Source organism: Streptomyces sp. NPDC048018, from assembly GCF_043202995.1.
Lineage (GTDB): Bacteria > Actinomycetota > Actinomycetes > Streptomycetales > Streptomycetaceae > Streptomyces.
The window spans coordinates 19,208-44,831 of record NZ_JBIDBK010000018.1; the positions used below are offsets into that span (position 1 = coordinate 19,208).

Consider the following 25,624-nt stretch of genomic DNA (forward strand, 5'->3'; position numbering starts at 1 on the left):
GTCTGGGCAACGCGGGTCGTCCCTGCGCGAGCCGGGCCGTCCGTCACGCGGCCGAGGGAGCTGAGGTGGGATACGCGGCACCGGCCGTGGAGAACCCTACGTCAACTGCGAAGCCCGGGTCCGGGGCTGCTCGTTGTCCACTGGCGGCGCGGCCCAAGAAGCGCCGTGCCGGACGCTGACTGCGGATCCCGACGCTCGATGCAGGAGTGACCCGTCCGAGAGCGCAGTATGTGGCGCGCGCAGAGTGGACTAGCTGTAGCAGCGCCCGAACATCTGCACATACGTCGCCGCCGGCTCAGTCGACCCGGTTGTCGGGTCTGCGCTGCCCAACATCACACGCACGCTCATCGAGTTGAATTCCGGATTGAGAATGTTGGCCCGGTGCCCCGGACTGCTCATCCACCAGTCGAATGCAGCCTTCGGCGTCACCAGGTCGTTGCGGCCTGCCGCCGTGTATACGTTCTCGGCCATTTTCCAACCGCCACTGCAGTTCCTTCCGTAACCGCGTTCCTGCGCACGCTGTTGGGGTGTCGATCTCGTCACAGGATTGACGTGTGGATCACATAGGAGGCTTTCATCTCGGCTGGTATTGGTGTCATCTTTCCTGGGCGTACAGGACGGGTAGTTCGCCACAGTAGTCCACCAGCGCAACTTCACCGCTTCGCTCGCGTGGTCGTACGCCGCGCCCCCAAGCCCGGCCGGAGGACACTTGGCTCCTGGCCCTATTCGGCATAGGATCCTCGGGACACTTACCCCGGGCAAACCTTGAGCCGCCCGCTCTTGGTTCACCAGGCAGGCGACGGCTATTTCCATCCTGCTACTCTGCAACCGATAGTTTTGCTCACCGATTTTGGTATCCGGGTAGGCGGACCTCGGCCTGATCACCTTGTCCCGGTCCGCGCAGTACGCCGCCGTCAACACCTCTGCCCTGCCGTCGACGCGTGAGACGGCAGACGCCTGGGCTGTCGAAAAAGTCGGCGCCATGAGAGCAGTTGCCAAAGTGAGAGGCATCACGAGCGACGAGGTCACAGCTTCCTTGGCGTACATACTGACTCCTTTTGGGGTCGGCGAGACAACCGAAGCACTAGGAACGTCACAACCGGGAAGCGCCGTAGAGGGCTCGCCCTTGTTTTACCGAAAAGGTCGCAGAGTGCGGCGTCCAACGGGCCCAAACGACTATCCGACGGAGCGTATCCTCAAGGCCTGGTTTCCGCCGCCGTGGCAGCGCCAGATTTGCAGGTGTGCCCCTAGCTGGGGTGTCCCGGATGGGCTGTAGATATCGAGGCATTTACCGCTTTGGGCGGAACCGATCTCCCACTGTTTGTCGCCACGGCGCCAGAGGTACCACTTCTGATTGCTGTTGCCGGTGCATCGGCACTGCTGGACCCTCGTGCCGCTCTGTGTGCTACCCCATTCGACATCCAGGCATTTACTGCTGTGCTTCGCCACGATTTGGAAACTGTTTCTGTAGACGGTTCCGTCCACGATGCGTGGGGCTTTGAAGTAGAATTTCTGGTTGTCACCCCGTGCCTGCCCCACACGCCCAGCTTGATCTCGTCGGCCTCGCTTGCGGCGAATACGTCGACCACGAGCGATTGTCGGGCGATCCGTGCCCCCGCTGGTGATCGTGTACGCCTCGCCGCTGACGTCGAACGGATGCAGGACGGTGCGGATGTCGCGGTCACGGCTGGCAGTGCCTGCCCTACCGTAAGTCTTCGGTGCGCGGCTCTCTATTACCAGGGTCCCACTGTGGCCAGATTGGCGCACCGCGGAGAAGCCGTCACCGAACCCGGGATCACGTCGACGGGATCTTCCATTCCGCGGGCGAGGTGATGTGTCACCACCCTCTGGCCACGAGATCGACGCGCTGGTTGACGTACCGGCATGATTCGGCCGCTCTCATATCCAGACAGGCTGTCAGACTGCTGGCTTAGCGCGGGTGTGGGGGCGTTCAGGGGCCAGCACGGCTCATACCCTGCGGCCCACATCGCGAGGTGTCCGGCCCCACGACGCCGGCGCACCCCGGCGACGTGACAGCACCCGATCAGCACCCCTCGACCGAAGGGACCGACGAGTCGTGAGCACCCTCCCCGGACCACGCCGCCCCGGCAGGACCTGGACGGTCTGTCTCACCGGCCACCGGGACCGCACCGCCGCCGTCACCTGCACCAGCGAGGCCTGCCGCATGCCTCCGCGCTCCGGAGACCTGACGGCCCTGCGGCGCTTCGCCGACCAGCACGCCCGCGCCCACGCCCGCGTCACCGGTCCGCGCCCGGACGCCGCCTGCGCCTGCGGCGCGACGGGCTGCCGCTACCACTCCGCCCGCGCCGCCTGCAGCGGCCGCAGCCTCCTCGTCCTCATCCACAACCGGGCGGTCGCGGAGATCTGGACGGTCATCGAGATCTGCCAGGCCTGCGCCCCACTCGTCGCCCACGCCACTGTCCTGGCCGGAGCCCGGCAGACGTCGGCGCCGGTACGCACGACCGGTGTCGTCAGGACCCCAGCGGCGCCACGCGCCGTCCCCATGGGCTTCTCCGCCCCCGAGCCCGCGGGCGGCGGGGAACCGCCGCCCCGCCGCCGTCCCCGCCCGAGGGGACCCCGCGACGAGCGGCGCGCCGTTCTGCGCAGCCCGCGCTAGATCCCTGCCCGCCCGGCACGGGTACGCCGCGCCGCGTACGGCCCCGGTCCGGGCCGGCCGCCGCGTTCCGCCCCCTCACGCGGGAACCCTGCGTCCCTTCCGTCCGACTTCCTCACCGCACGGGCAGCGGCGGAGGTGAAGGGCGCGCGATGGGCGGACTGGACATACGGATGCGGGGCGTCGGCTGCCGACACGGCCGCGTCGAGGCGGTCACCGGCGTCGACCTGGAGATCGCCGCGGGCGAGCGGGTCGCGCTGACCGGGACGAACGGGTCCGGCAAGACCACGCTGCTGCGCGCGGTCCTCGGACTGCACCGGCCGGGCAGCGGCGTCATCGAGGTCGGCGGGCGGACCGCCCGCACCCCGGCCGAGTGGGCGTGGCGGCGGCGGGCCTGCGCCTGGATCCCGCAGAAGCCGGCGGCCGGAAGGTTCCCGCTGCGCGGCGAAGAGCTCCTGGCCAGCAGCGGCGCCCCCGCGGAGGCGGCCACCGCCGCCGAGCTGCTCGGCGTCGGAACGCTGACGGGCCGCCCTGTGGACACCTTGTCCGGCGGCCAGCTGCAGCGCATGTACCTGGCCAGGGCCATGGGTTCCGTCGGGGCGGGCGCGCAGGTGCTGCTGGCCGACGAGCCGACGGCCGCCCTCGACTTCGCCGGACAGGAAGCGGCCGCGGACGTGCTGACCGCCCTGCCGGTCACGCTCGTCGTCGTCACGCACGACCGGGCTCTGGCCGAACGGTGCGACCGGGTGCTGGAGATGGCGGCCGGGCGCCTGAGGGAGGTCCGGTGAGTGTGCTCGCGGCGGCGGATCTCGGCGCCATGCTGCAGCTCGTCCCCGTGCAGCGGGCCGGAGCCGGCCTGCTCCTGGCGGCCGTCGGGCTGCCCGTCGTCGGCGTCGTCATCGTCGGGCTCGACATCATGCCGGTGCGTTTCGCGATGATGCACGTCGCGCTCCTCGGCATCGCGGTCGGCCTGCTGACCGGTCTCGACCCCGTGCTGTGCGCGCTGGTGGCCTGCGCCCTGTCGGGCGCCGGGGTCGCCCCGCTGGCCCGTACACCCGGCGGCCTGTCGGGAGCGATGGGCCTGCTCATGAGCCTGGCCATCGCCGCCGCCCTGCTGGTCCTCGCCGTCTCCGGCGTCAACGCGTCAGGTGCTTTCGCCCTGTTGTGGGGATCGATCCTGTCGGTCGGCACCGCCGATCTCGTCGTCCTCGGCCTCCTCGCCGTGGTCGTCCCGTCCTTGCTGTGGTGGAAGCGGCGGGACGTGGCTCTCCTGCTGTACGACCGTGAACTGGCCGAGTGTTCAGGAGTGCCGGTCCGCCTCCTCACCACCGTGCTCCTCGTGCTCGTGGCCGTGGCGGTCGCCGGCGCGATCAAGCTGACCGGCGCCCTGCTGGTCGACGCCCTCACCCTGCTGCCCGCGCTCGCCGCGCGGCGGCTGGGCCGCTCGCTGTGGTCGATCACCCTCTGGGCGGTCGGCATCGGCGTCACCGTCAACCTCACCGGCTTCCTTCTCGCCCTCTGGCTGGACTGGCCTCCGGGCCCGGTCCTCGTCCTCACGGCGGGGGCCGTCGTCCTTGCCGCACACCTCTTCCCCGAACGGAGCAACCCCTCATGGCGCGCACCTGCGTCCGCAACGCACGAACCATCCGTAGGGCATCCCTCGTCGCACTGAGCGCGGCGCTTCCGCTCATCGCCGCGTGCGGGACCGAGGACGCCGCAGGTTCGGAGCACCACCACAAGGGCGCCGACCACAAGCCGGTGGTGGTCGTCACGACCACGTGGGAAGGTGCGTTCGCCAAGGCCGCCGGCGCCGAGGACGTCACGGTGATCGTGCCGCAGTCGGTTCACCACGCCCCCGACTACGACCCCAAGCCCTCCGACCTCGCGGCTGTCGCGGAGGCCGACTTCGTGCTCTACGCGCCGTTCGAGCCGTACGCGGCGAAGATCAAGGAGGCAGCCGGCTCCCGGGCGAGGCTGGTGGAGGTGAACCTCGACAACGACCCGGCGAAGGCAGGCGCCGAGATCACGCGGCTGGGAGGCCTGTTCGGCACGAAGGACGCCGCGGCCCGGTTCAGGGCGCGGCTGGACGGCGAGGTCGCCGAGCTGAACGGCGAACTGAAGGCGGCCTGGCCCGGCGGGAAGAGCCCGAGGGTCGTCACCCAGGCCTTCACCGGCTGGGCGGCCGGGCTCGCGGGCGCGACGACGGTGGGTACCTACGGTCCCGAACCGGTCACCCCGGGCCGGCTGGCCGAGCTGTCGGCGAAGAAGCCCGCCCTCGTCCTCGACAACGCGCACATGACGACGGGCACGGTGCTCCCCGACTCGGGCGCCGGCCAGGTGCAGATCGTGAACTATCCCGGCGAGGACCTGGACCTGCTCGCCGTGTACAGCGGCGCCGCAACCGAGCTGAAGAAGGCCATGAGCAAGGGCTGAACGAAGGACAAGGGTGAAGGGCCGCCCCGGCGGCCCTTCACCCTTGTCCTTCAGCCCCGGACGGGTACGGCGTCCCGGTCGGCCGCGGCCTGCCGTCGGAGCGCGGCACGGTCCGGCTTGCCCGCGGCGTTCAGCGGCAGTTCGTCCAGGATGAGCACGTGCTCGGGGTGCTTGTGCGGGTCGACGCCGCGGGCCGTCAGATACCTGCCGAGGTCGTCCGGGGTCGGCCGCGCCTCGCTCCTGGCGACCACGCACGCGGTGAGCCGCTCTCCCATCAGCGGGTCGGGGACGGCGACACAGACGATGTCGCGGACCGCGGGGTGCCCGGAGAGTTCGCGTTCGACCTCGGCGGGGCTGATGTTGACTCCGCCGCGGATGACGACGTCCTTGAGCCGGCCGGCGACGTGCAGGACTCCGGCCTCGTCGAGGTAGCCCAGGTCGCCGGTGCGGACCCAGCCGTCCGCGGTGCGGTAGCGGGCGTCGAGTTCGGGGGAGGCGACGTAGCACAGCGGGGTCATGGGGCCGCGCGAGATGATCTCGCCGATCTGCCCGCCGGGCAGCGGCTCGATGCTGCCGGGCGCGGTGATCCGGATCTCGGCGACGCGTGGGTCGGGCCGTCCCGCGACCACGCCGGAGCCGTCGGCGGGCGGGACCTTGTCGTCCAGGCCGGTGTGGCAGTTGACGCCGTCCGCGGAGCCGTAGAGGTTCACGACGTGGCATCCGAACACCTCGGCCGCGGCGGAGGCGGTGGCCTCGTCGAGCGGGGCGCCGCCGAGCACGAGAGCCGTCGGAGCGGGCACGTGTTCCCCGGTCCGCTCCAGGTGCTCCAGCATCATCCGGACCATCGTGGGGACGCCGAGGACGTGGGTGGGCCGGTGCGCGCGCATCGCCTCCAGCGCGGCCTGGGGCGTGAAGTGGTCGAGCAGGACGAGGGAACCGCCGTGCCGGGCGAGGGTGACGGCCGTGCCGTTGGAGCCGAAGGCCGATCCGAGCGGGACGAGGAAGAGGGCGCGGAGCGGGGTGGCGTCGGGGATGAGGGAGGCGAGGAAGTTGCCTCGTCCGCCGGCCAGGGCGTTGTGGGAGTACGCGACCATCTTCGGTTCCGCTTCGGAGCCGGAGGAGACGAGGATGCGGGCTGCCGCGTCCGGATGGGGCCGGGCGGCGACGAAGCCATGGGCGTCTGTGCGCAGGAGGTCTCTGAGCGGAATCGTTCCTTCGGGCGGGTTTCCCGGTCCGGCCGAGATCACGTGCCGCAGCGCCGGAAGGGCGGGCGCCAGCGTGACGAGGTCGGCGGCGTGCGCGCGGCCCCGGTGCTCGGTGACGGCGATGACAGCGACGGCTTCGGCCCGGCGCAGCAGGCACTCCGATTCCACGGCCCCGCGTCCGACCGGGTAGGGGAGTGCGACGGCGCCCAGGGCGGCGATGGCCAGGTCGGCGATGACCGCGTTGCGGCCATTGGGCAGCTGGACGGCGACGACGTCCCCGGCGCCGATGCCGAGGCCGCGCAGCCCTTCTGCGAGACTGCGGACCTTGCGGTCCAGGGCCGTGTAACAGAGCTTGCCCTTGGCGTCGTGGAGGGCCGTCCGGTGAAGGCCGGCGATCTGCCGGGCGCGGAACAGGCTGTACAGGTCGAGGTCCGGGCAGGTGCCGTCCGTCGCCCACGAGCGGCGGAGTGCGGAGGGCACCAGATCGGTGAGGGCGACGGTCACGCGAAGCTCCAAGGGTCGGGGACGGCCGGGCACCGTGCGCGTCCCGGCTGATCGAGCCGGACAGACGCACGTCGTGGTGCAGGGCGGACAGGTCGGTGGTGACGGCGGTCGCCGTCAGGGCGAGCAGGGTGCCGGACACGCCCAGGAGGGAGGAGCCGACCCGTACGCCGCGGCCGGTGTGCTCGCGCAGCGGCAGGCCGGCGAGCACGGCCTCGGCGCCGTGCAGGCCGCCCAGGAGGTCGAACAGCGTCATGAGCGAACGGGCGGCTGACCGCGTTGCGCGTGGGCGCTGGTGACGCCATGCCTCTCCTCTCCTCGCGCGGCGAGGGCCGGCGCTCGGGACCGGGACGGTCGCGGGAACCGGCGGACCGGTACGCCCGACCACCTCCTCGGGCAGACAGTCGGACGCGTGTTCTGTCAAGTTCCCAAGACGGAGGAAACAGTGACGGGTCATGACGTAACGGCGGTCTGCAAAGGCATCGAAACGGGCCATTCCGCGCTCACGGAGCGGGTTTCCACATTCGTCCGCGACCGCGTGTTCCCCCACGAAGCCGGCCTCGACGCCGGTGGACCGGACAGCCACCAGCTCAGGGACCGCCTGCGTACGCAAGCGCGCGCGGCCGGACTGTGGGCGCTGCCGCTGCCCTCCGAACTGGGCGGCGGGGGAGTTCCGCTGCACGCCTACGCGGCCATCGCCGAGGCCGAGGGAGCCAGCGACCACGGGCCCGCCGCACTCGGCTCGGCACCCCTGCTGGACGTGACCATGCTGGCCCGGCACGGCACTCCCCACGTCCGGTCGGCCTACCTGCGCCGCCTGGTCGCCGGAGACCTCCGCACCTGCTACGCCATGACCGAGCCGGACACCCCCGGTACCGAGCCGCTCCTCACCGCCACCCGCGCGCACCGGCGCTCCCCCGGCGGCTGGACGCTCACGGGACGCAAATGGTTCGTGTCGAACGCCGCGGACGCGGACCTCGTGACCGTGCTGGCCCGCACCAGCGGCACGACCGGGGACCGCGACGGCCTGTCCCTCCTCCTCGTCCCCACCGACGCCCCCGGCTTCCGGGTCGTCCGCGAGCTGCCCGTACTCGGTGCCACCGGCCAGTACGAGATCGCGTTCGACCACGTGGAGGTGCCGGACGACCACCTCGTCGGCGAAGCCGGCCAGGCCCTCGCGATCGCCGGCGAACGACTCCAACTCGGCCGCATCCTGCGCGCCCTGCGCTGGACCGGTCAGGCCCAGCGTGCCTTCGACCTTCTGTGCGACCGCGCCGTGCGGCGACGCGGCGCTCGCGGACCGCTCGCGGACCGGCAGCTGGTCCAGCAGCACGTCTTCGAATCCCTGCTGGCGCTGCGGACGACCCGCCCTCTCGTCCACCAGGCGATGGCTTCGGTCGTGGAAGGGCGCGACGCCCATGTGGAGGTGGGCCTGGCGAAGACCGCGGCGGCCCGCACGCTCCAAGAGGTCACCGACCGGGCGATCCAGGTATTCGGTGCCGCCGGACTCGGTCCGGACACCCCGTTGCCGGCGATGTTCCGTACGGGTCGGACTGCGCGGATCCTCGACGGGCCCGACGAGCAGCACGTCTCGTCCGTCGCCCGCCGGGTGCTGCGGAGCCGGCCGTCGGAGCCGGCCGCCGCGTCCGCAGGGGTGGTCCGGCCGACGAGTGGCCGAGTCGCCGACGGAAGAAGCCGCCGGACGCATCCATGAGCCGCTCTGACCGACGGCGCCCTGCACGACGCCCCCCTTACCGAAGTCGACCGCTCCGCCGTCGACTTCGGTAAGTCGTCGCGAGCACCCGTCAGGTTCCCGGGGACCGCTTGTGGGTGAAACACGGTCGCGTAGTCATGAGGGGACAGGTCGAGGGGGCGGCCGCTACCGCCGTGCCCGCACTCACGTCTCCGAAAAGGACTGCGAGGACCCGGCACGCCATGACACCAGGCCGATGTGCGCGAGGTACACGGGCTGCGCTGTTCGCGGCCGTCTGTGTACTGCTCGCGGCAACCGGGCACACCCTGATGTCAGGTCAGGACCTGCCCGCTCCGGTGCTCGTTCTCGCGTTCGCGGGGAGCCTCACCGTCGCCTGGACCCTGGCCGGGCGCGAGCACGGCCTCATCGCGGTGACGGCGACGACCGTGGCCTTCCAGGGCACGCTGCACGCCGTGTTCTCCGGGTACCGGCACGACAGCCTGACGGGCGCACCTCGCCTTTCACCGGGCCGGGCAGGAGCGACGGCCCACGCCTCGATGGATCACCTGAGCACGGCCCACGCGGCCATGGGACATGCGGCACCGGGCCCCACGACTCTCGCCCACGACATGACGGGCATGACCCCCTCGCTGGGCATGCTGTCCGCACACCTTCTCGCCGCGCTCCTGAGCGGTCTCTGGATGGCCTACGGCGAACGGGCGTTCTTCCGCCTCGTGCGGGCCCTGCGCCTGTGGCGCTTGCGATCACTGCGCCGGCTGTGCCTGCTGCTCGCCCACGCCGCCCTCGTCCCTCCGCCGCATCCGCCGCTCCGGCCCGCTCACGTCGGACACGAGCGCGTCCCCCGACAGCCTCTCCTTGCCGATTCCGTCATCTCCCGAGGGCCGCCACCGGTAGCCGCTGTCGCCTGACAGCCGGCTCCCCGAGTTCGACGGCACTGCACCCTTCACTTCCGTCGCTCGGGCCTCGGCCATGCCGCCCCGGCAGGCCGTGACCGATCCTCTCTCCCGGCGCCGCCGCCATGCGTACGCCGCCGGAGACCCTCGAAAAGGACGTGCGGCGATGACCACTGCCCATGACACCCTCCACCAGGAACCGACGAAAAGCTCCCCCACCTCCCACGCGACGCACGCCGACAACGACGCGGCAACCACCCGGCTCGCACTCGCGGCGCGGAACGGGGATCCGGCCAAGGCCGACCTGTTCGTCCGAGCCCTGCACCGCGACGTCTGGCGATACGTGGCCTACCTGAGCGCCGACCGTCAGGCGGCCGACGACCTCACCCAGGAGGTCTTCCTGCGCGCGATCACCGCCCTGCCCCGGTTCCAGGGGCGTTCGTCGGCCCGCACCTGGATTCTCTCGATAGCCCGCCGCACCGTCGCCGACAGCCTGCGGCACGCGGCCGCCCGTCCCCGGCTGTCCGACCGCGACGACTGGCAAGCAGAGGTGGAGCACACGCAGCGGCCGGGCCTGCCCGGCTTCGAGGACGGTGTCGCCCTTGCCGAGCTGATGGCCGCCATCCCCGCCGAGCGGCGTGACGCATTCGTGCTCACCCAGCTCCTTGGCCTGCCGTACGCGGAGGCGGCCGCCGCCATCGGCTGCCCGATCGGCACCGTCCGTTCACGCGTCGCACGGGCCCGGACGTCACTGGTCTCCCTTCTGCGGGGTGAGGAGGGCATCGACCAGGCCGCGGTCCGGCCCACGCCGACCGGCCCGGCGCAAGCACCCAGGCCGTTCACCAGGGCACTGGCTCTCGCCTGACCTGCGCGCCCTTTCGGACCGGGGCCGCCCGGCGGCCCCGGCGTGGGTGAGGGGCCTGTGCTTGCGGGTTCACGTACCACCAGGGCCGGCTGGCAGGGGACCGCTCAGACGGCCCCTCGTGCGGTTGCCGTCACGTCCCGGCGAGGATGGCCGCGGGCAGGTCCTGCGGCCCTTCGCCCGTGGCCGACCGGGACGAGCACCGTCGGCTCTGATCACGCGCGGGGCCGCGGTCACCCTTGCCGGGGGCAGGCCCGGTTCACTGTCCGGCGTCCTCGGCGAGAGTGTGCGCGACGAGAGCGTTGGCATGGCCGTGGCCCAGTCCGCGTTCGGTCTTCAGCCATGAGACGAGCTCCATGTGCCTGGCCAGGGAGGAGGAGCGGATCAGGGCCTGCCACGCAGCGATCGGGCGCCCGTACCTCGATCGACGGGAAGTAGCCGGCGGCCACTACCCCGGCTGCATCAGCGGAGTGCTCTCGGCTCGAGCGGGGGTGAGCGGGGATTTTCCCTCGCGTCGAGTTCGAGGCGCAGGTGCTGTCCGCTCGGGCGGGTTGCGCGGTCTTTCCTGGCATCAAGAGACCCCGGGCTTTGGAGGGGTGCGGGGTCCGGTCACGGTGCTGGGAGTGGTCAGGTGCGATCTCTCGGGTTGGTGTCGGTGGTGGTGAGAGTCGGTCGGGCTGGTGCATGGGTTGGTGTTACGGGGCTGTTCAGTGGGTGCTTTTGGGTGGGTGGGCTGCTGTCATGAGGTGAGAGATTGATGGGTGGGATCGCTGTCGTGGGGCTTTATCGCATGGCAGCTGATGCTGTCTCAGGTTTGAGAGTTCTTATGCGCTGAGGTTGGCCCGGTCGGTGTGATCGTGGGGTGGATCAAGAGGTAAGGGCCGGTCGTGGTCCTGTGCTGCCCCGGGGGTTGGTGGTGCGTCGTTTGCTGGAGCGGCAGCAGGCGGGGGAGCTGGCCACGCGGCATGTGCGTGCGGTCGCGGAGACGGTGGGTGTCTCGGAGCGTACGGTGTGGCGCTGGCTGGAGCAGGCCAAGACGACCGGGCAGCTGGAGGCGCCGGTCCGGCAGGGCTATGCGGTGTCGGACGAGGTGTGGGCGTTGCTGGGCGAGGTCGGAGGGAATGTTGCTGAGCTGAGGCGCCGGCTGGCCGCGGCTGGCGGCGGGGATTCGGTTCCGTCGGCGTCGACACTGCACCGGGTGATCCGCCGGGACCGCCGGGCGGGCCGGGCGTTGATGGTCGAGCGAGAGCCTGAGGTGGCCGGGCCGCGTAGGCCCGATCCGCTCAGCGAGCTGGGCTTGAACGTCGTGGCCGGCCAAGGTACCGGCGGGCAGGTCTTCCTGCGGGAGCAGAAGCATCTGGCGCAGGTCCCGGTTCTGGTGCCGGGCGCGCAGGTGGTGCACACGCCTGCTGTGCGGTCGGTGCTGCGGACGGTCGCGCACGCGGCCGCGGTGGGGGCGGTGGTGTGTCTGTACGGCGACGCTGGCTATGGGAAGACCGTCGCGTTGCAGTACGCCCTGTCCCAGCTGCCGCACCCCGCCCGGGTCCGTCGGGTCCACGTCGGTGTGCACCCGACGGTTCCCGAACTGCGCCGGGTGCTAGCGGACGCCCTCGAGCTGGGCAGGCGTCTGCCGCGCGGGGCGGGGGAGGCCGACCTGACGCTGGTGAACGCGCTACGGCAGCCCCGCGTGCTGGTACTGGACGAGGCACAGCGCCTTCCGGGGCCGGCGCTGGAGTTTCTGCGCGGGCTGTGGGACCACCCGGACACGGACACGGCCCTCGTGCTGGCGGGCGCGGGCAGCGAACGGGCGCTGCGCCGCGTGCCTGCGCTGGCCTCTCGGGTGCTGACCTGGGAGTTGGTGCCGCGCCTCATCCCGCGCGAGGTGGCCACCGTCATGGCTGCCTTCCATCCCCTTTGGGAGGACGTCAGCGAGGACGATGTCGCGTGGGTGGACGAGCATGTGGGACACGGCAATTTCCGGACCTGGGCGAAGCTCACCTCGCACCTGACCGCCGAGACCTACGGCAAGAGCCGGCCGGTGGTGGACCGCCGGATGCTGGAGCGGGCCTGCGCACGGCTCATGGGGCCGCTGTGACCGGCGCGGCCGGGCCGACAGAGGGCGCTTCCCGCTCCGGAGTGCACGGGCACGGCCCGGACGCGCGGGGAGGTCTGCCTTCTTCCTCCCTGTCGGCGCTGCGCGGCCCTGCCGTGCGCAGGCTGCTGGCCCTGCGGCAGGAACAGAAGCTGACGACCCGGCATGTACGGCTGATGGCTCAGTCGTTGGAGGTGACTGAGCGCACGGTGTGGCGGTGGCTGGCCGCTGCCGAGCGTGACGAGTCCGCGGCCGCGGAGCCCGGGGCGCGGGCCCAGACCCGGGACCGCTTCACTGTCACCCCGGAAGTACGCCGCCTGCTCGCGTTGTGGAAGGGCAACGTCGCGGCGGTGCATCGTGAGCTGACGGCCCGCGCTGCCCGCCGGTCCCCTCCGGCGGCTCCGCCGCCGTCGCTGCCCACCTTGCACCGCGCGATCCAGCGGGATCTGACGCCGGGGGAGCGGGCCGGGCTCGCGGGAGGAGAGCGCGCGGCGCGCAAGCATGATGTGTTCCTGGCCCGGCCGCGCCCATGGCGGAACAAGGTGTGGGAGACCGACCACGTACAGGCCCCGGTTCTGGTCGAGGTCGACGGCAAGCCCCGCAGGCCGTGGATCACCTGGTTCACCGACTGCGCCACCAACGCGATCACCGGCGTCGCGGTCACGCCCGGGCATCCGTCGCGGGAGTCGGTGCTGGCCGCGCTGCGCTCCGCGGTCCTGCGCGAGGAACCCTACGGCCCGTTCGGCGGGCTGCCCGAGAAAGTGCGGGTGGACCGCGGCAAAGACTTCCTGTCGAGGACGGTGACCGCCGCGTTCGATCTCCTCGACGTCACCGTGGAGGACCTGCCCGCCTACACCCCTCACCTCAAGGGCACGGTGGAGGGCCTGAACCGGGCGGTGGAGAGCATGTTCCTGGTCGCGCTGCCCGGCTATGCCCGCCAGCCACGCCCGGGCAAACGGGCTTCCCGCCCGAAGGACGAAGTGCTGCTCGGCTTCGAGGACTTCACCGCCCGGCTGCTGGATTGGACACGGTGGTGGAACACCGAACATCGCCCCTCGCCGTTGCGGGGCAAGACCCCGCTTGAGGCGTGGCAGGACGATCCCACCCCGCTGCGGGACGTGCCGGCTGCGGATCTGTGGACGTTCACCCTGGAGGACGCCGGCACCCGCACGCTGACCACCCGCGGCATCCGCTTCCGCAGACGCGACTACGTGGGGCCGTGGATGACCGGCCAGGCCGGGATCCAGGTCCGCATCCGCTTCATGCACCACCACGACCACCGCATTGAGGTCTACGACGCCGCCACCGGCCGCTACCTCGGTCCTGCGGACCTGGCTGACCAGGCAACCGAAGAACAGCTCCGCGCCGTACGGCGGGCGCGGTCTGCCCGTGCCCGCCGTCTGAAGAAGGATCTCGAAGCTTCCCAGCGGGAGCGCTACGCCGCCGCCACCCAGGCCGAGGCACCTCAGCGGATCGGCGCGCTGACCACCGCGCAGGCCGAGGCCGAACTCGCCCAGAATGCCGACTCCGACCTCGCGCAGCTCGCGATGCCGGACCTCATCCCGCACGCCGCGCCCCCGGCCGACTGGCGCACCCCGGCTTCCCTGGCCGCGCTGACCACGCCAGGCCCGCCCGTCCGGTACCCGTACGGCCGTGACGGCGCTTCCGCCCCGGACGGCCCGGGCGGGCGGGCCGCACCTCCCACCACCGATGAAGACGGAGACGCCTCGTGACCGCGGCCACCTATCAGTACGTCGACCTGCCCGACGCATCCGTGGTCACCACCCGCGCCCTGCTCACCGCCCGGGAGAACATCACCGACACCGTCGCCGCCCGCGCCATGATGTGCATCCACGGCGGCGCCGGCTTCGGCAAGACCCTCGCCGTCAACACCTGCCTGCGCGAACTCGAACCCGGCGAGGACGTCCGCAAGATCACCTTCCGTGCCCGTCCCACGGCCCGCGCGGTGCGCTACGAACTGTTCACCGCCCTCGACCTGGCCGGCGAGCCACCGCGCCACCCCAGCGAGTTCGACCGCCTGCTGAAAACGGTCCTGGCCGAACGCCCCCGTACCTTCCTCGTCGACGAGGCCCAGTGGCTCAACGGGGAGGCGTTCGAATACTTCCGCTACCTCTGGGACGAACCCTCCACCCAGCTCGCCATCATTTTCGTCGGCGGCGCGGGCTGCCACACCGTGCTGCGCCGCGAACCGATGCTCTCCTCCCGCGTCTTCATCTGGCAGCAGTTCACCCGCCTCACACCCGACGAGGTCCTCGAGGTGATTCCTCTGTTCCACCCGGTCTGGGCTGACGCCGACCCCGAGGACATCGCCTTCGCCGACCAGCACGCCGCGCACGGCAACTTCCGCGCCTGGGCCCAGCTGACCGCCCACACCCGTACCGCACTGGCCCGTACGGGACGTGCCCGCGTCGACCAGGAGCTGCTGCGCTGGGCCTTCAGCCGCCTCGCCTGACCACACCGTCCATGCCTCCTGCCCCGCCGCTGCCGTCCGTCACCGTGGTTCTCGACCGTCACGACGACGTGCTGCACACGCACACCGCTCTGGCCGCCCACCATCCGCCGTCCGGCCGGATCACCCTGCACCCCGGCCCGGGCACCACCAGCCAAACCGGCCTTGCCCACGACCTTCTCGTCGCCCTAGGCAAACCGCCCCTGCTCCCGGGCCGCTTCCCCGGCGGCCGCCAGCCCGCCTGGGAAGCCGCCACTGCCTGGATGACCGCCCTGCCCGTCACCCGGCTGACCGTCCTGCGCGCTCACCGCCTCACCGCTCGCCGCACGATGCGCCTGCTACAGCTACAGGCCCGCACCGGTATCCACCTGACCCTGATCTGCCACCGCCCTCACCTTCCCGCCGCTCTGCACCAAGCCCTGCGGACGGCCGACTACTCCGTCACCGCCGACATCGAAACTGCCCGCCGCCACTACTACGGCACGCCTACCGCCGAACCCCCGCCCCCAGACGAGCCCGCCGCGCCGGCTAGCCGGTGGCTCACCCTGCCCGCACTGGACCGCCTCGTCTCCTACGACAGCCCCCGCCCCTGCACCGCCCCGTGCACACCGCCCCCGATCGCCTGGCGGCACCGCCCACCGCCCGCGCCTCTCACCGCACCCACTGCCCAGCGAGTCGCCCACCGGCTGCACGCAGCGACCGCACATCCCCGCCTGGCCGCAGCCGTCGCCGCCGCACTGTTCACCGGCGCCTCCCTCCAGCAACTCGCCACCGCACGCCCCCGCGACTACGACACCGCCGCGGCCACGCTCGCCCTGCACGACCGCGCCCGCTACACCGACGGCTGCGCCGCCTACCCTGTACCGCCCTGGGCAGGCTTCTTTTTGCGGGCCGCGGCCTGCTTCACCCGGCTCGTATCCGGCGAGGACCAGGAACTGCTCGCCGCGCCAGGTGACCGTGGGCACCTGCTGCGCGTGGCGGAGACGGCTAGGTTGCGCCCGCCTCAGCCGCCCGCAGCCCGCCGCAAAAGCCCGGTCGGCCGGGTGGAGTGGGACTGGCGCGAGCGGCAGGAAGCCGAGAGGTACGAAGCGATGCCGGCCAGACGCGCCGGGTCCTCGCGACGCTGAACCCCCTGACGCGGTCGCTTGAAGAGGCAGGCTCAGCCGATCGAAAATTCAGCGAACTCGACGTCGCTGAAGGCGATGTGCAGACCGTGTGCGCGGCGGCCCCATTCGCGGAAGTAGGCGTGTCCCAGCGCGCGGGCCAAGATCACCGTCTGCTGCTGTTCGCCCGCGCCGGCGTCCCGAGCGGCGAACAGTTCACGGGCCACCTCTCCTGGCAAATACTGAGTGATCCACCGCACCCGCGGATCGTCCGAGGACCCCGCAGGAGCCGCGAACCCGAATCGCGCACGGGTATGGAAGACGAAGCCCTCCGCCTCTGCCTGGGCACGCCGACGGGCCCGTACCCGGGGCTGCCACCGAGTCAGAACCGCTTCCTCGATCGCCCGGACCTGCAGCGGACCCGGCGGACGACGTGCCTCGGCTCTCTTTGACACCCACCGCTGCACAGTGCGCTGCGAGACTCCCAGCATCGTGGCCACCTTCCGGGTGGAACCCCGGTTCCTCGCCAGCAGGAAACGTAGGCGGGCGTCAGTGCTTAAGGGAATGGGCCGGGTGCGCAACGCGCGCTCCAGTCCCTGCTCGATCTGTCCCACGTCCGCCTCCCCAAGCGACCAGCCCGCACGGCTGGCGCCCCCACAGTCGGTAGTGTCAGTTCTCCCGCATCGCCCGCCCCTGCCTGCCAGTTTCTGCATTCTCGGGACAGCGCCGGATGACGCAGGCTACGAGCCCCTTGGGGGCACCGGTGACAAGCCGGCGGCGCGCGTCAGGACGGACGTCGCCGGCACCCCGGTGCTGTCCTTCGATACCGAGTCCCATCAAGGTATGAGGCCGAAAAGTCCCGCCGGATGGAGGCCTGGACTGTCCGGATGCCGCACCCATCCAGGCCGTGTGATCTTGAGGAGCCGGGGCGGCCAGGCGGAGTCGGAGAGGGGCGTCGTGCCGGACAAGGCCACACCAATTCCGTCACTGGTGCGGCGCGTTGCACGTCCGCTGCGATGCGTCGTCGGCGATTCCTCACATTTCGAGGGCTGTTGGCGGTGGGATGCGTGAGACTGCCAAGGTGCTGCTCGGTCTCCTCTTCGCGATCACTCCATGGTTCGCCTTGGTCGCAATGGCTCTGTTCCTCTTTCCTGGGCCAGTTCAGCGCTGGGGATTGGAGTCTTTGGAGCGCTTCGAGCGATGGCGTGCCGACTCGGGGGTGCGTCGAGCTGCTCCGCTTCTGACGCAGATGCTGCTGGTGCCGCCGCGCATACAAGATCGTGTTGGCGGCCATGGGTTGGCGCCTGGGTATGTCGTGCGGTGGTGGCGTGCCCGGCCTCTGGCCGGGCCGTTCAAGGTCGTCCGGTTTGCACTGCTGCTGTACATTGTGGCGCATATCGACGACATGGCCGACTGGGAGAATCTGCGGTTAAGCGCTGAGCCGGGTCCGCATTCTGGTGTGGTGCAGGGGTTGCTCAGCAGTTTCGTGGCCATGCCGATGGCGGTTCTTACTGGGGGTTCCTCTGCAGTCGGCCGAGTGTCGGCAGTTCTGTTCTGGGCCTTGGTTCTGACCGCTGAAGTGCGGCTCATCAAGCGCATGAACCTGACCAGCTCGGGCAGAGGTGCAACGCTTTCCGCCTACGACCTGGAGGGCCTCACCCGGTACGCCGACGGGGACAGTGCCCGCATGGAGGACCGACGCTGCTGGCCGGTCGTGGCCCTGCTGACGGTCGCTGCCCAGTGCGCCGCGGTTCTGCGGCGCTGGGAGGAAACCCAGCCGGACTGCCAGATCCCGCGCGTCTCCGTGCAGCCGGTCGAGCGCGTCATCTGGAGGGCCCACCGCACCCGCCGCGCCAGAGCCAGACGACACAACGAACGGCAGTTCAAAGCCCATGCCGCCCTGGTGGTGGGCGCGCTGCGACAAGCCGAAGCACGACAGGACTCCAAGCCGGGCCCTGCTCTGGAGGACCTCACCGTGATGCTCCTGACCATCGCCGAACGCTACGCCGAGGGCCGTATTGACGACCTTCTCGACGCAGACCACCTCGCAGGCGTGACTCCAGCCGCACCGAGAGAGCGTCTGCGGGGGATCGTGGTGGGGCTCACGGTCGTCCTGGTGATGGCTGGAGCAGCAGTCCTCGGCCTACCTGACGCAGCTCTCATCCCTCTGCTGCCGGTCGTGGCCATTTTCGTCGCGGTCGTAGTCAACCGCGGGCGGATGCCAACCGCGGGGCAGCTCACCGATCTGATCATCCCCCGATGAGGCGGAAGACCTCGATGAGCAGCGTCCTGTCCTGAAGCCCGGCGGGGAGCTGATCCACGGTGCCTCCTTCAGAAGATCCTTGAAGGCCGTGGCTGGACCTCACTCGATGAGTGTGCGGAGCACCGGGACGCTGACACCGGCTGCGGTCAGACCAGCCAGAACAGCAGCGGCCACGGCACCGCCACTGAGGAAGGTGAGCCCTCCGGCGACCAGGCCGATGACGACCGCGATCAAAAGGACGACGGCCGTGTGGATCGTCAGGAACGGGGCCGGCCCTTGCGGCGTCGGCACGGGCGAACTCACTATTTCTCCCCATAGGTTGATGATGTGACGTCCGCTCGTAAGTGCCCGTCCGAGCCCCACCCCACGGCCTGATTTCCCGGCTCCGAGGGCCGCAAAAGAATCTTGGAAAAGTCCGTGGGGTGGCCGTGGAGGGCGCACTTACAAGGGGTCGTCTCGGCGCCGGCCGCGGCGGCCCGGGAGCTTGCGAGTGGGCTGGCGCGGTTGGTGGTGAGCCGTCCCCTTGCACAGCTAAAGGGGGCGGAGACGACAACCGGAAGGGGAGGGCATGCAGGGCGACGGCGCGGGTGAGGAGGTCGCGGCCGCGCGCGCCCGCAACCTACAACCTAACGACGGCCCGCACGACGCGCAGCGGCTGCTCGGTGCCCCGGTCACCCCCCAGGACGTGCGTGCCATGAACGGCCGCCAGGCCAAAACCGCCCGGCGGCTGCAAGAGAACATCGACCGCCGGCTGGCCGACGGACGCCTGGTGGCCCTGCTCGAACAGGACGGCTTCACCGGCCCGCGCTACGACCTGTTCGTGGAAGAACTCGTCCGCTACGGGATCTCTGTCCTGCGCGGCTGGATGCATTCCGGCTACATCTTCGACCTGGTCGCCCAGCGCGGCTTCAATCTCAACCCCCACGAACTCGACTTGGAGGACCTTGCCACCGACAGCGACCTGCGCGAGGAACTGGCCACCATGACCATCGCCCGAGCCCTGCCGCGTTTCCGCCAGCAGGCCCTGGTCGACAAGGGATGGACCCCCGAAGGCGGAGCAAGCATCACCACCTACTTCATGGGGGCGTGCGCCTACGACTTCCCCAACGAGTTCCGCCGTCACAGAGCCAGCGAGGCCCGCCAGCACCGCGCCCTGCGCCGGGAGAAGGAGCTCTACAGCCCACCCGTCAGCACACTCAGCGTTGCCCAGGAGGTCCTGGGCAATCTGAGCGTCCTTGACGAACTGGGAGAGATCACCGACCCACGCGTCCAAGCCATCGTCGCGCTGACCCTGGACGGCTACTCGCAAGACGAGATCCGTGAGCTGGTCGACGCCACGACTGTCCGAGCCGTCGAAGGCTCGCTCTACCGCTGGAGAACCAAAGCCAAGCAGAAGAGGAGGGGGGACCGTGATGACTAGCCGAGACGACGAGTTCAACGCACTGCTCAACGCGTCATCGCTAGGCACTGACGCGGCACGACGCCTCCGGGAGCGGACCCCGAAGAGCACCGCCCAAGCCATCCGCGCCATCACCCATCTGCGCAACACCATCGTCCACCAAACCAACCCAGTATCGGAGCAGGACGTCACTGGGGTCCTCACCGCGCTCGACTCCTTGACCAGCGACGACACCGGCCTGCGCAGGCTGCGTGACGCCATGGCCCGCCTTCATGCCCAGGAAGGGACTGAAGCGATCGACGACCTGCCCGAGGCTATGGAAGCCCTCAGCCTTTTGCCCTTGGACGGACTCGACGCCGCTACGTCGCAGAAACTACGAGCGGCTCTCGCGGTCGTCGCCACCCGCCTGGCAGCACAGGCCGCGCCTGTCCTCCTCACCGTGGCTGAGACCGCTTCGATCATGAGGGTGTCGAAGATGACGATCTACCGCTTGGTGCAGAGCGGACACCTGCCGTCCATCCGCTCCGGCCCCTCCGGCCGGTCCTTTCGCATTCCCGAAGCCGCTGTACACGAGTACCTGCGCACGTCATTCATGGGAGCGCCGGTCAACCCGCCGCAGTGATCACGATGGGTTCGCGGAAAACGACGCACGCTGGCGGAGCCGCCACAACAGGGTTCCTTGCCCGCAGCCGTTCAAGAGCTCGCTGTCCTGAGTCTCCTTGTAGGCCCAGGCCCGTACTGAAGTGGCTACCGTGCCGCATGCGCGGCCGGGGGTCGGGGCACGTTCGGTCCGGTTGCGCGGCGGCCGGGCCCGCCGCGCCGCACCCGCCGACAGCCTCCCGGGCCGGGACGGAAGTTGCCGACACCCTGGTGCTTGAGGGAACGGGGCGGGTACGCAGCGCACACTCCATCCCCTGCGCGATCTCTCCCATGTCCTGCCTCCAGTGCCCTGCCGACAGCCGGCTTTCTGCGCCGTGCTCTCAGGTCTCCCACACCCGCCCGCCCCTGCCCGCTGGTTCTGGCATCTTCGGGACGCACCGGCCAACGTCGGCTACGGAGGCGCTTTTCGGTTGAGCAATGGCATGACGGGGCCTGTACGTCCCGTGCACCGCGACATGGGTGAACGACGTCGTTCTGACGCAAGTCCGGGCCACCGCACCGCGCTGGCAGTGCCGCTGCTGGCCGCGAAACCTTCAGTCCTGCAACACCGCATGGCGGCCTGCGCTGGCTCGCCTTGCACGGCAAAATGCCTGATGAGCGTGCATGGAAGCGTGGGAGCATATGGCCATGGGTGAGGATGGGGAGCCTAACGAGTTCGAGGATCCGGACCAGGCTCAGGGCCAGGAGTCCGGCGAGTCCGAAGAAGCGGGCATGACGGGACCGATTGATCTCTCGGGCTTCTACGCGGCGGCGTTCAATCCGCTGCAGGACTATGTGCGGAAGCAGAACGCGTGGATCGGCAAGATTCTTGCTGAGTCCGCCGCAGTGAGGATGCGGCCGGTTCTTCCACGGATCGTGTTGGATTCTCCGCTGATCCGTATGAACGCCGTGACGGAGAACCTCCGCAGGCAGATGGCAGACCTGACGGGCTTCAACGACATGGTCCGCCAGGCCCTGCAGCCGCTCGGCGGGACCTACCAACCGCCCCAGTGGCACGGCGTTTTCGCCTCCCTCGGCGACATCATCAACAGGCTCTACCCGGAGAACCTGCGCGACGTCACGCCAGACCTGGATGACTTGGAAAAGCTCCTGGTCGACGAGGGCATCCCTCTCATGTGGGTGCCCGGGACCCAGACGGTGCGCGCCCTGCTGGAAGCGCCGGATGCCGCCACTCGACGCCGCATCATCGGCCGACGTTGGAAGAGCATCGTCAACGACTGCGAGGCAGTACTCGAAGAGGTCCACCACCCAGCGGTCCAGGATGCCCGCGGCTTCGCCCTCGATGTCGTCCATGCCCTACGAGCCGGCCACACCAGCGCAGCTCAGGCACTGGCCGCCAATCTGCTCGACTCCATCCTCCAGCGCCACTTCGACAAAGCTGCCCGCATCCAGCTCACGAAGAACGACTTCAAGGCCAAGGGCATCAAGTTCAAGCTGGACGACTACAAGTTCAAGGTCGCCTGCACCTTCGCTCCGGTCTGGTACGCGCACGCCAAGTATTTCCCGCAGAACGGCGACCCCATCCCGCGCACCTTCGGCCGTCACCCCAGCGCACACGGCGTCTCCCGAACTCAGTACTCGCGGATCAACGCGGTGTACGCCCTCATGCTGTTCACCTCGGTGATCAAGTTCTTCGACACGGGGTCTTCTGTGCACTGGTGTGTCCGGCCAGACCAACGACCTGCGACTGGCGGCGTCACGCCCACTCCACGCCCAGCTCCCGCAGCGCGTCCAGCTGGTCCTGGGTGAGCTTGTCGCGGCGGCTCTTGGTGTTCGAGACCCATACGCCCAGTTTCACGGTCACCGGCTCGGCCTCGCCGTCGACCGTGATCTCTTCGGCGTGGCTGCGTGGTACAGGCTGATGGCCTTCCCGTTCAACCCACTGCGCGAGGGCCGTCAGGCCCCGCTGGAACGCCTGCTGCGCCTTGCTCGGACCCTTCGTCGCACGCCCGGCCGCCTGGGCCGGAGACGGCGCCTGAAGCGGCTTGATGCCTAGCCTGGACAGCCGCTCCTGCTGCTCGTTCGACAGTTGCGCCCAAGTGGCCGGCTGCTTCTGTCGCTCCAGCCACCGGCCGATGTCGTCACCGTCCATGAGTACGCCGGGTGCGATGTCTGGCAGGTGGCCGTCGGCGTCGACGAGGTCGGCGAGTACGCGGTAGTGCCGCTGCCAGTCCAGGGGCCACGGGCAGTCCCAGTCGGGGTCGATCGCGGTGAGCTGCGCCGCACGCTGCTTGGCGCGCTTCGGGTCCTTGCCCAGGCCGTTCTTCGCGCCCTTCCGACGGAGGTTGGCCATGTGCTGCCCGACCGGCACAGGCCCGTTGCCGGCCGGATCGTCCCAGACGGCGTCCTGGCGGGGTGCGAGGTGCCCGGTGGCCCGCCGGTACGACCTGAGTGCGGCGAGCTTGGCCTCCCACGCCTCCTCGCCGGGCTCCCACACCATTCCGGCCTCCGGCAAGTCGAGCAGTTCCTTGCGGCGCGGCTCCAGCTCTCCGGCCCGCAGTGCCTTCCTCTGCTGATGCACCCACCTCCCAAGGGGAAACGACTTCGTGACGCCGACTTCGACCTCGGTGTCGTAGGGAACGGCGTAGAGGCCGGTGATCTCGTTCTCCTTCCGCCACCGCAGCAGGGCCTGGTAGCCCTCCAGCCACACCAGCGACTCCGGCCGGTAGACGCGGGTGCGCAGGAAGGCCGCGATGGTCGCGGCGTCGCGCGGGCTGGAGAAGTGCAGCAGCGCCGCTTCGGCAGCGGCCTGCGTGTCGTCCTCCTGGTCCTCGCCGTCACCCTCGCCGCCGGCCCCGACGATCTGCCCGTCCTCGTCTCGCCGGATGTGAACCTTGCGCTTGCCGCTGGTGAGCGCGCGGGAGGCGAGCTGCTCGACGAGTCGTTCATCGTGACTGCGCAGGCCCTGGAGGACGGCTACGAGGGGGCGGTACGAGGCGCTGGCGACCATGTCGGTCGGGTTCTCGCCGGGCTGGAGGAAGACGGGCACGATGATGCGGGCAACCTTGGTGGAGCCGTCGCGGTTGAGACGGAGCGCCCGGCCGATGTTCTGGACGATCTCCACCTGCGAGCCGCGGGTGTCGGCGAAGCAGACGGCCTCCACCCCCCGCTCGCCGGTGATGTCCACGCCTTCCCCGAGCACGCGACAGCTCGCAAGGAACGCCCGGTGCACCCGCCGGCCCGAGGCGTCGATGCCGTTGGCGAACTGGCGCAGTACTTCGCGTCGCTCGGCTACGAGGTGGTCGCCGCATAGCCAGGCGGACCAGACGCGGTCCGGGGGTACGTGGCGGCCGGCCTCGAGTTCGTAGAACTCCGCGTCGATGGAGGACTTCGGCAGTTTCTCCGCCTGCGTCAGGTCCTCATCGGAGGCGTCGTTGACGTACAGGTGCGCGGCCGTCTCCGGCATCTTCTCCGCGAAGGCCATCGCCTCCTCGACCTTCTGGTGGAAGGTCATGACCGTACGCAAGTTGTACGCCGCCGCGTGCTCCAAAAGTGCGGTCTGCAGCAGGGCCAAGCGCCGGCCCCGCTGCGCCTCTTCCGATTCCCCGAGGACGGGTGAGGGGTCGCGGATCTCTAGCACGTCGATCTCGAATCCGGCGAGGATGCCCCGTTCGATCGCCTCGCTCAGCCCGAGCTCGGCCAGCCAGGGGCCGTAGGTCCGGGAGTCTTGGCCCATCGACGCGAGCACCAGCTCCTGGCCGTCAGCGCCCTTCTGCGGCCGGGGCGAGGCGAGGATGCGCGGGGTCGCGGTGAGGTACAGCCGGAAGTCGGCGGGGATCCGCTGATTGTCGTGGATCGCGGCCCACGGTCGACCAAGATCACCGGCGGTGCCGTGTGCCTCATCCACGATCGCGAGGTCGAAGCCTGCCATCTGCTGGCCGTAGAGCCGCTCTCCGCCCGCCAGAGCGGTCTCCAGCGGCCCGCGAACCTTCCCCTTGCCCATCGGGTCATCGAAGTCCTCGCGGTCCACGAGAGAGGCGTACGTGGCGAACACGACCACAGGCCCCGACCCTGCCCACAGGGCGAGCTGGATCGGGTTGGTGGTGGTGCGCACGCCCAGCTCGTTCAGGACCGGGTCGTTCTCCAGCGAGCACACCGCCACCATCGGGGAGCGGTGGCCCACTAGGCGCCACGCCTGGGCGGTCTGCACGAGCAGGTCCAGGGTGGGCACGGTGACGAGGATCCGGCCGTGCGGGAAGCACTCCAGCGCGCACGCGGCAGCCGTGATCGTTTTTCCTGAACCGGTCGCTGACACGATGGTGCCCCGCGCCCCTTCCGGGGGCACAGATGATCTTGCAGGGAATCCAACCCACTTGTGGAAAGTCGATTTCTGGTCGACCTGGTGTTCCCGAAGCTGAATACCCGGCATTTAATGATCCTCCCCTAGCTCGTTTCCTGGCCGCTTCGGGAAATCAGCGGGACGGCGTGAAGGGCGGGACTGACACCGTACCGTCCTCGCCCACCACGACCCGCTCGGCGAGCTGCGCCAGGACCTGGGCGGGCATGAGCCCGGCCCGATCGGCTGCCGCCCGGACCAGCCGGCTGGGTGCGGCAGACAGCCACAGCTCCGCCCGCAGCTCATCCGCCTCCTCCCGCCGCCGCGCCTCGAAGGCGGCCCGGGCCGCGAGAGCACCGTCACGCCGCTCTTCGCGCTCCTGAGCCCACTTGGAGCCTTGGGTGTCCCGCTCCGGCTCGTACTCGCCCCAACCGGCCCGAGCCATCAAGTCCCTGACGCGCTGCCACTCCACATGCCTTGCCGCCCAGACGGCAGCCGGCCGCTCCGGGTCCGCCTCGAACTCGGAGAAGGAACCGCCTCGCCTCAACTGCTCCACTGTCTCACGCTCGCGGACAGCAGCCTCCGCGACCTTCTCCGCAACGGCGGCCATATCGAGGCCGTTTGCCTGGCGCCTAACCTGATCCCGCGCCACATCCTGAGCACTCCACATGTTGTTTCCCTTTTCCTGTCACCGAACCCAGACCCGGCCCTGGGTTGGAGGGCGTCCTGCATTTCCGCCAACGGTACATGCTGCATCAACCTGATGCAGCCACTACACTAGAACCCGACACGAACGAGCGACCCCCAACCTCGTAGCCAGCCTGGCCCGCGACAGCGGGCCCCAACGGTCCTGGAGGCGCAGCCGAAAGGACCGTTGGGCGGGGGAGCGCAGCGGACCTGCCGGCCAGGCTGGAGCGAAGCGAAAGCCTGGTAGCGGGACGAAGTCCCGTCGGTCCGGGAGCGCAGCGGACGGACCGTCACCCCTCTTGCGCAGCAAGAGGGGTGAGCGGGTGGCGCAGCCACCCGCCAGCGCTCCCGCGGAGCGGGAGCGCAACACCCGCGCGCAGCGCGGGTGTTCGCTTGCACATCGCGCAGCGATGTGATACCCGCTCCGCGGG

Annotated in this window: 23 protein-coding genes and 1 pseudogene; 16 read left to right on the forward strand and 8 right to left on the reverse strand. The window is 70.1% G+C overall.

What is annotated here, in order from left to right; translation table 11 throughout:
• Nucleotides 1-249 precede the first annotated feature (249 nt).
• Nucleotides 250-1,047 (reverse strand): CAP domain-containing protein, encoded by a 798-nt coding sequence (locus ACGF1Z_RS34550; RefSeq protein ID WP_393010437.1) that lies wholly within the window; start codon nucleotides 1,045-1,047, stop codon nucleotides 250-252.
• Nucleotides 1,048-1,176: 129 nt separating this feature from the next.
• On the reverse strand, nucleotides 1,177-1,767 hold the full coding sequence (locus ACGF1Z_RS34555) for an RICIN domain-containing protein (RefSeq protein ID WP_393010439.1): 591 nt from the start codon (nucleotides 1,765-1,767) through the stop codon (nucleotides 1,177-1,179).
• A 310-nt stretch (nucleotides 1,768-2,077) separates the two neighbouring features.
• Between ACGF1Z_RS34555 and ACGF1Z_RS34560 the strand changes: the two genes are divergently transcribed.
• The 4 genes from ACGF1Z_RS34560 (at nucleotide 2,078) to ACGF1Z_RS34575 (ending at nucleotide 5,068) form a co-directional block, all read left to right on the forward strand.
• Nucleotides 2,078-2,638 carry a hypothetical protein gene (locus ACGF1Z_RS34560; RefSeq protein WP_393010441.1) on the forward strand — a complete coding sequence of 187 codons (561 nt, stop codon included), beginning with the start codon at nucleotides 2,078-2,080 and terminating at the stop codon, nucleotides 2,636-2,638.
• A 149-nt stretch (nucleotides 2,639-2,787) separates the two neighbouring features.
• Nucleotides 2,788-3,423, forward strand: coding sequence for an ATP-binding cassette domain-containing protein (locus ACGF1Z_RS34565; RefSeq protein WP_393010443.1), 636 nt, complete (start codon nucleotides 2,788-2,790; stop codon nucleotides 3,421-3,423).
• Complete coding sequence (locus ACGF1Z_RS34570; protein ID WP_393010445.1) at nucleotides 3,420-4,307, forward strand: metal ABC transporter permease; 888 nt, start codon at nucleotides 3,420-3,422, stop codon at nucleotides 4,305-4,307. The genes ACGF1Z_RS34565 and ACGF1Z_RS34570 overlap by 4 nt, the downstream gene beginning before the upstream one ends.
• Complete coding sequence (locus ACGF1Z_RS34575; protein ID WP_393010447.1) at nucleotides 4,247-5,068, forward strand: metal ABC transporter solute-binding protein, Zn/Mn family; 822 nt, start codon at nucleotides 4,247-4,249, stop codon at nucleotides 5,066-5,068. The genes ACGF1Z_RS34570 and ACGF1Z_RS34575 overlap by 61 nt, the downstream gene beginning before the upstream one ends.
• A gap of 50 nt (nucleotides 5,069-5,118) precedes the next feature.
• Here the strand turns inward: ACGF1Z_RS34575 and ACGF1Z_RS34580 are convergent, their stop codons facing one another.
• On the reverse strand, nucleotides 5,119-6,777 hold the full coding sequence (locus ACGF1Z_RS34580; protein WP_393010449.1) for a class I adenylate-forming enzyme family protein: 1,659 nt from the start codon (nucleotides 6,775-6,777) through the stop codon (nucleotides 5,119-5,121).
• 73 nt (nucleotides 6,778-6,850) lie between these two features.
• Here ACGF1Z_RS34580 and ACGF1Z_RS34585 point away from each other — a divergent pair, with 73 nt between their 5' ends.
• The 4 genes from ACGF1Z_RS34585 (at nucleotide 6,851) to ACGF1Z_RS34600 (ending at nucleotide 10,246) form a co-directional block, all read left to right on the forward strand.
• Nucleotides 6,851-7,048 (forward strand): hypothetical protein, encoded by a 198-nt coding sequence (locus tag ACGF1Z_RS34585; RefSeq protein WP_393010451.1) that lies wholly within the window; start codon nucleotides 6,851-6,853, stop codon nucleotides 7,046-7,048.
• Nucleotides 7,049-7,219: 171 nt separating this feature from the next.
• A complete protein-coding gene (locus ACGF1Z_RS34590) occupies nucleotides 7,220-8,488 on the forward strand; it encodes an acyl-CoA dehydrogenase family protein (protein WP_393010453.1) in 1,269 nt (422 codons plus the stop codon).
• A gap of 308 nt (nucleotides 8,489-8,796) precedes the next feature.
• Complete coding sequence (locus ACGF1Z_RS34595; protein WP_393010455.1) at nucleotides 8,797-9,396, forward strand: hypothetical protein; 600 nt, start codon at nucleotides 8,797-8,799, stop codon at nucleotides 9,394-9,396.
• Nucleotides 9,397-9,547: 151 nt separating this feature from the next.
• Nucleotides 9,548-10,246: a sigma-70 family RNA polymerase sigma factor gene (locus ACGF1Z_RS34600; RefSeq protein ID WP_393010457.1), complete on the forward strand. Its 699-nt coding sequence runs from the start codon at nucleotides 9,548-9,550 to the stop codon at nucleotides 10,244-10,246.
• Between the two features lie 256 nt (nucleotides 10,247-10,502).
• On the opposite strand, the pseudogene ACGF1Z_RS34605 reads toward ACGF1Z_RS34600, so the two are convergent.
• Nucleotides 10,503-10,664: pseudogene (locus ACGF1Z_RS34605) on the reverse strand (DUF4287 domain-containing protein); the annotation flags it as partial.
• 504 nt (nucleotides 10,665-11,168) lie between these two features.
• Between ACGF1Z_RS34605 and ACGF1Z_RS34610 the strand changes: the two are divergent.
• The 4 genes from ACGF1Z_RS34610 (at nucleotide 11,169) to ACGF1Z_RS34625 (ending at nucleotide 15,932) form a co-directional block, all read left to right on the forward strand.
• Nucleotides 11,169-12,338, forward strand: a complete 1,170-nt coding sequence (locus ACGF1Z_RS34610; RefSeq protein WP_393010459.1) for an AAA family ATPase — start codon at nucleotides 11,169-11,171, stop codon at nucleotides 12,336-12,338.
• A gap of 113 nt (nucleotides 12,339-12,451) precedes the next feature.
• A complete protein-coding gene (locus tag ACGF1Z_RS34615) occupies nucleotides 12,452-14,068 on the forward strand; it encodes a Mu transposase C-terminal domain-containing protein (protein ID WP_393010480.1) in 1,617 nt (538 codons plus the stop codon).
• On the forward strand, nucleotides 14,065-14,808 hold the full coding sequence (locus ACGF1Z_RS34620) for an AAA family ATPase (protein WP_393010461.1): 744 nt from the start codon (nucleotides 14,065-14,067) through the stop codon (nucleotides 14,806-14,808). Before ACGF1Z_RS34615 ends, ACGF1Z_RS34620 begins: the two co-directional genes overlap by 4 nt.
• An 11-nt stretch (nucleotides 14,809-14,819) precedes the next feature.
• Nucleotides 14,820-15,932: a hypothetical protein gene (locus tag ACGF1Z_RS34625; protein WP_393010463.1), complete on the forward strand. Its 1,113-nt coding sequence runs from the start codon at nucleotides 14,820-14,822 to the stop codon at nucleotides 15,930-15,932.
• A 32-nt stretch (nucleotides 15,933-15,964) separates the two neighbouring features.
• Here ACGF1Z_RS34625 and tpg read toward each other — a convergent pair whose 3' ends face one another.
• The gene (gene tpg, locus ACGF1Z_RS34630) at nucleotides 15,965-16,522 is read right to left on the reverse strand and encodes a telomere-protecting terminal protein Tpg (protein ID WP_393010465.1); all 558 of its coding nucleotides are present in this window, start codon (nucleotides 16,520-16,522) and stop codon (nucleotides 15,965-15,967) included.
• Between the two features lie 467 nt (nucleotides 16,523-16,989).
• On the opposite strand from tpg, the gene ACGF1Z_RS34635 reads away from it, so the two are divergent.
• Nucleotides 16,990-18,171 (forward strand): hypothetical protein, encoded by a 1,182-nt coding sequence (locus ACGF1Z_RS34635; RefSeq protein ID WP_393010467.1) that lies wholly within the window; start codon nucleotides 16,990-16,992, stop codon nucleotides 18,169-18,171.
• 99 nt (nucleotides 18,172-18,270) lie between these two features.
• Here the strand turns inward: ACGF1Z_RS34635 and ACGF1Z_RS34640 are convergent, their stop codons facing one another.
• Nucleotides 18,271-18,474 (reverse strand): hypothetical protein, encoded by a 204-nt coding sequence (locus ACGF1Z_RS34640; protein ID WP_393010468.1) that lies wholly within the window; start codon nucleotides 18,472-18,474, stop codon nucleotides 18,271-18,273.
• A 265-nt stretch (nucleotides 18,475-18,739) separates the two neighbouring features.
• Between ACGF1Z_RS34640 and ACGF1Z_RS34645 the strand changes: the two genes are divergently transcribed.
• The 3 genes from ACGF1Z_RS34645 (at nucleotide 18,740) to ACGF1Z_RS34655 (ending at nucleotide 21,979) form a co-directional block, all read left to right on the forward strand.
• Nucleotides 18,740-19,591: a hypothetical protein gene (locus tag ACGF1Z_RS34645; protein ID WP_393010470.1), complete on the forward strand. Its 852-nt coding sequence runs from the start codon at nucleotides 18,740-18,742 to the stop codon at nucleotides 19,589-19,591.
• Nucleotides 19,592-19,976: 385 nt separating this feature from the next.
• Nucleotides 19,977-20,192: a helix-turn-helix domain-containing protein gene (locus ACGF1Z_RS34650; protein WP_055470006.1), complete on the forward strand. Its 216-nt coding sequence runs from the start codon at nucleotides 19,977-19,979 to the stop codon at nucleotides 20,190-20,192.
• 641 nt (nucleotides 20,193-20,833) lie between these two features.
• The gene (locus ACGF1Z_RS34655; protein ID WP_393010472.1) at nucleotides 20,834-21,979 is read left to right on the forward strand and encodes a hypothetical protein; all 1,146 of its coding nucleotides are present in this window, start codon (nucleotides 20,834-20,836) and stop codon (nucleotides 21,977-21,979) included.
• On the opposite strand, the gene ACGF1Z_RS34660 is transcribed toward ACGF1Z_RS34655, so the two are convergent.
• Nucleotides 21,927-24,599, reverse strand: a complete 2,673-nt coding sequence (locus ACGF1Z_RS34660) for a Helicase associated domain protein (RefSeq protein ID WP_393010474.1) — start codon at nucleotides 24,597-24,599, stop codon at nucleotides 21,927-21,929. The two genes, ACGF1Z_RS34655 and ACGF1Z_RS34660, sit on opposite strands and share 53 nt — an antisense overlap.
• A 43-nt stretch (nucleotides 24,600-24,642) precedes the next feature.
• On the reverse strand, nucleotides 24,643-25,176 hold the full coding sequence (locus ACGF1Z_RS34665; protein ID WP_393010476.1) for a hypothetical protein: 534 nt from the start codon (nucleotides 25,174-25,176) through the stop codon (nucleotides 24,643-24,645).
• Nucleotides 25,177-25,624 lie beyond the last annotated feature (448 nt).

What these genes read in the sequence shown, in the direction of transcription:
- ACGF1Z_RS34550 (WP_393010437.1), bottom strand. Translation starts at nt 1,047, where the DNA reads ATGTACGCCAAGGAAGCTGTGACCTCGTCGCTCGTGATGCCTCTCACT.
- ACGF1Z_RS34565 (WP_393010443.1), top strand. Translation starts at nt 2,788, where the DNA reads ATGGGCGGACTGGACATACGGATGCGGGGCGTCGGCTGCCGACACGGC.
- ACGF1Z_RS34575 (WP_393010447.1), top strand. Translation starts at nt 4,247, where the DNA reads ATGGCGCGCACCTGCGTCCGCAACGCACGAACCATCCGTAGGGCATCC.
- ACGF1Z_RS34595 (WP_393010455.1), top strand. Translation starts at nt 8,797, where the DNA reads ATGTCAGGTCAGGACCTGCCCGCTCCGGTGCTCGTTCTCGCGTTCGCG.
- ACGF1Z_RS34600 (WP_393010457.1), top strand. Translation starts at nt 9,548, where the DNA reads ATGACCACTGCCCATGACACCCTCCACCAGGAACCGACGAAAAGCTCC.
- ACGF1Z_RS34625 (WP_393010463.1), top strand. Translation starts at nt 14,820, where the DNA reads ATGCCTCCTGCCCCGCCGCTGCCGTCCGTCACCGTGGTTCTCGACCGT.
- ACGF1Z_RS34645 (WP_393010470.1), top strand. Translation starts at nt 18,740, where the DNA reads ATGCAGGGCGACGGCGCGGGTGAGGAGGTCGCGGCCGCGCGCGCCCGC.
- ACGF1Z_RS34655 (WP_393010472.1), top strand. Translation starts at nt 20,834, where the DNA reads ATGGAAGCGTGGGAGCATATGGCCATGGGTGAGGATGGGGAGCCTAAC.
- ACGF1Z_RS34660 (WP_393010474.1), bottom strand. Translation starts at nt 24,599, where the DNA reads ATGCCGGGTATTCAGCTTCGGGAACACCAGGTCGACCAGAAATCGACT.
- ACGF1Z_RS34665 (WP_393010476.1), bottom strand. Translation starts at nt 25,176, where the DNA reads ATGTGGAGTGCTCAGGATGTGGCGCGGGATCAGGTTAGGCGCCAGGCA.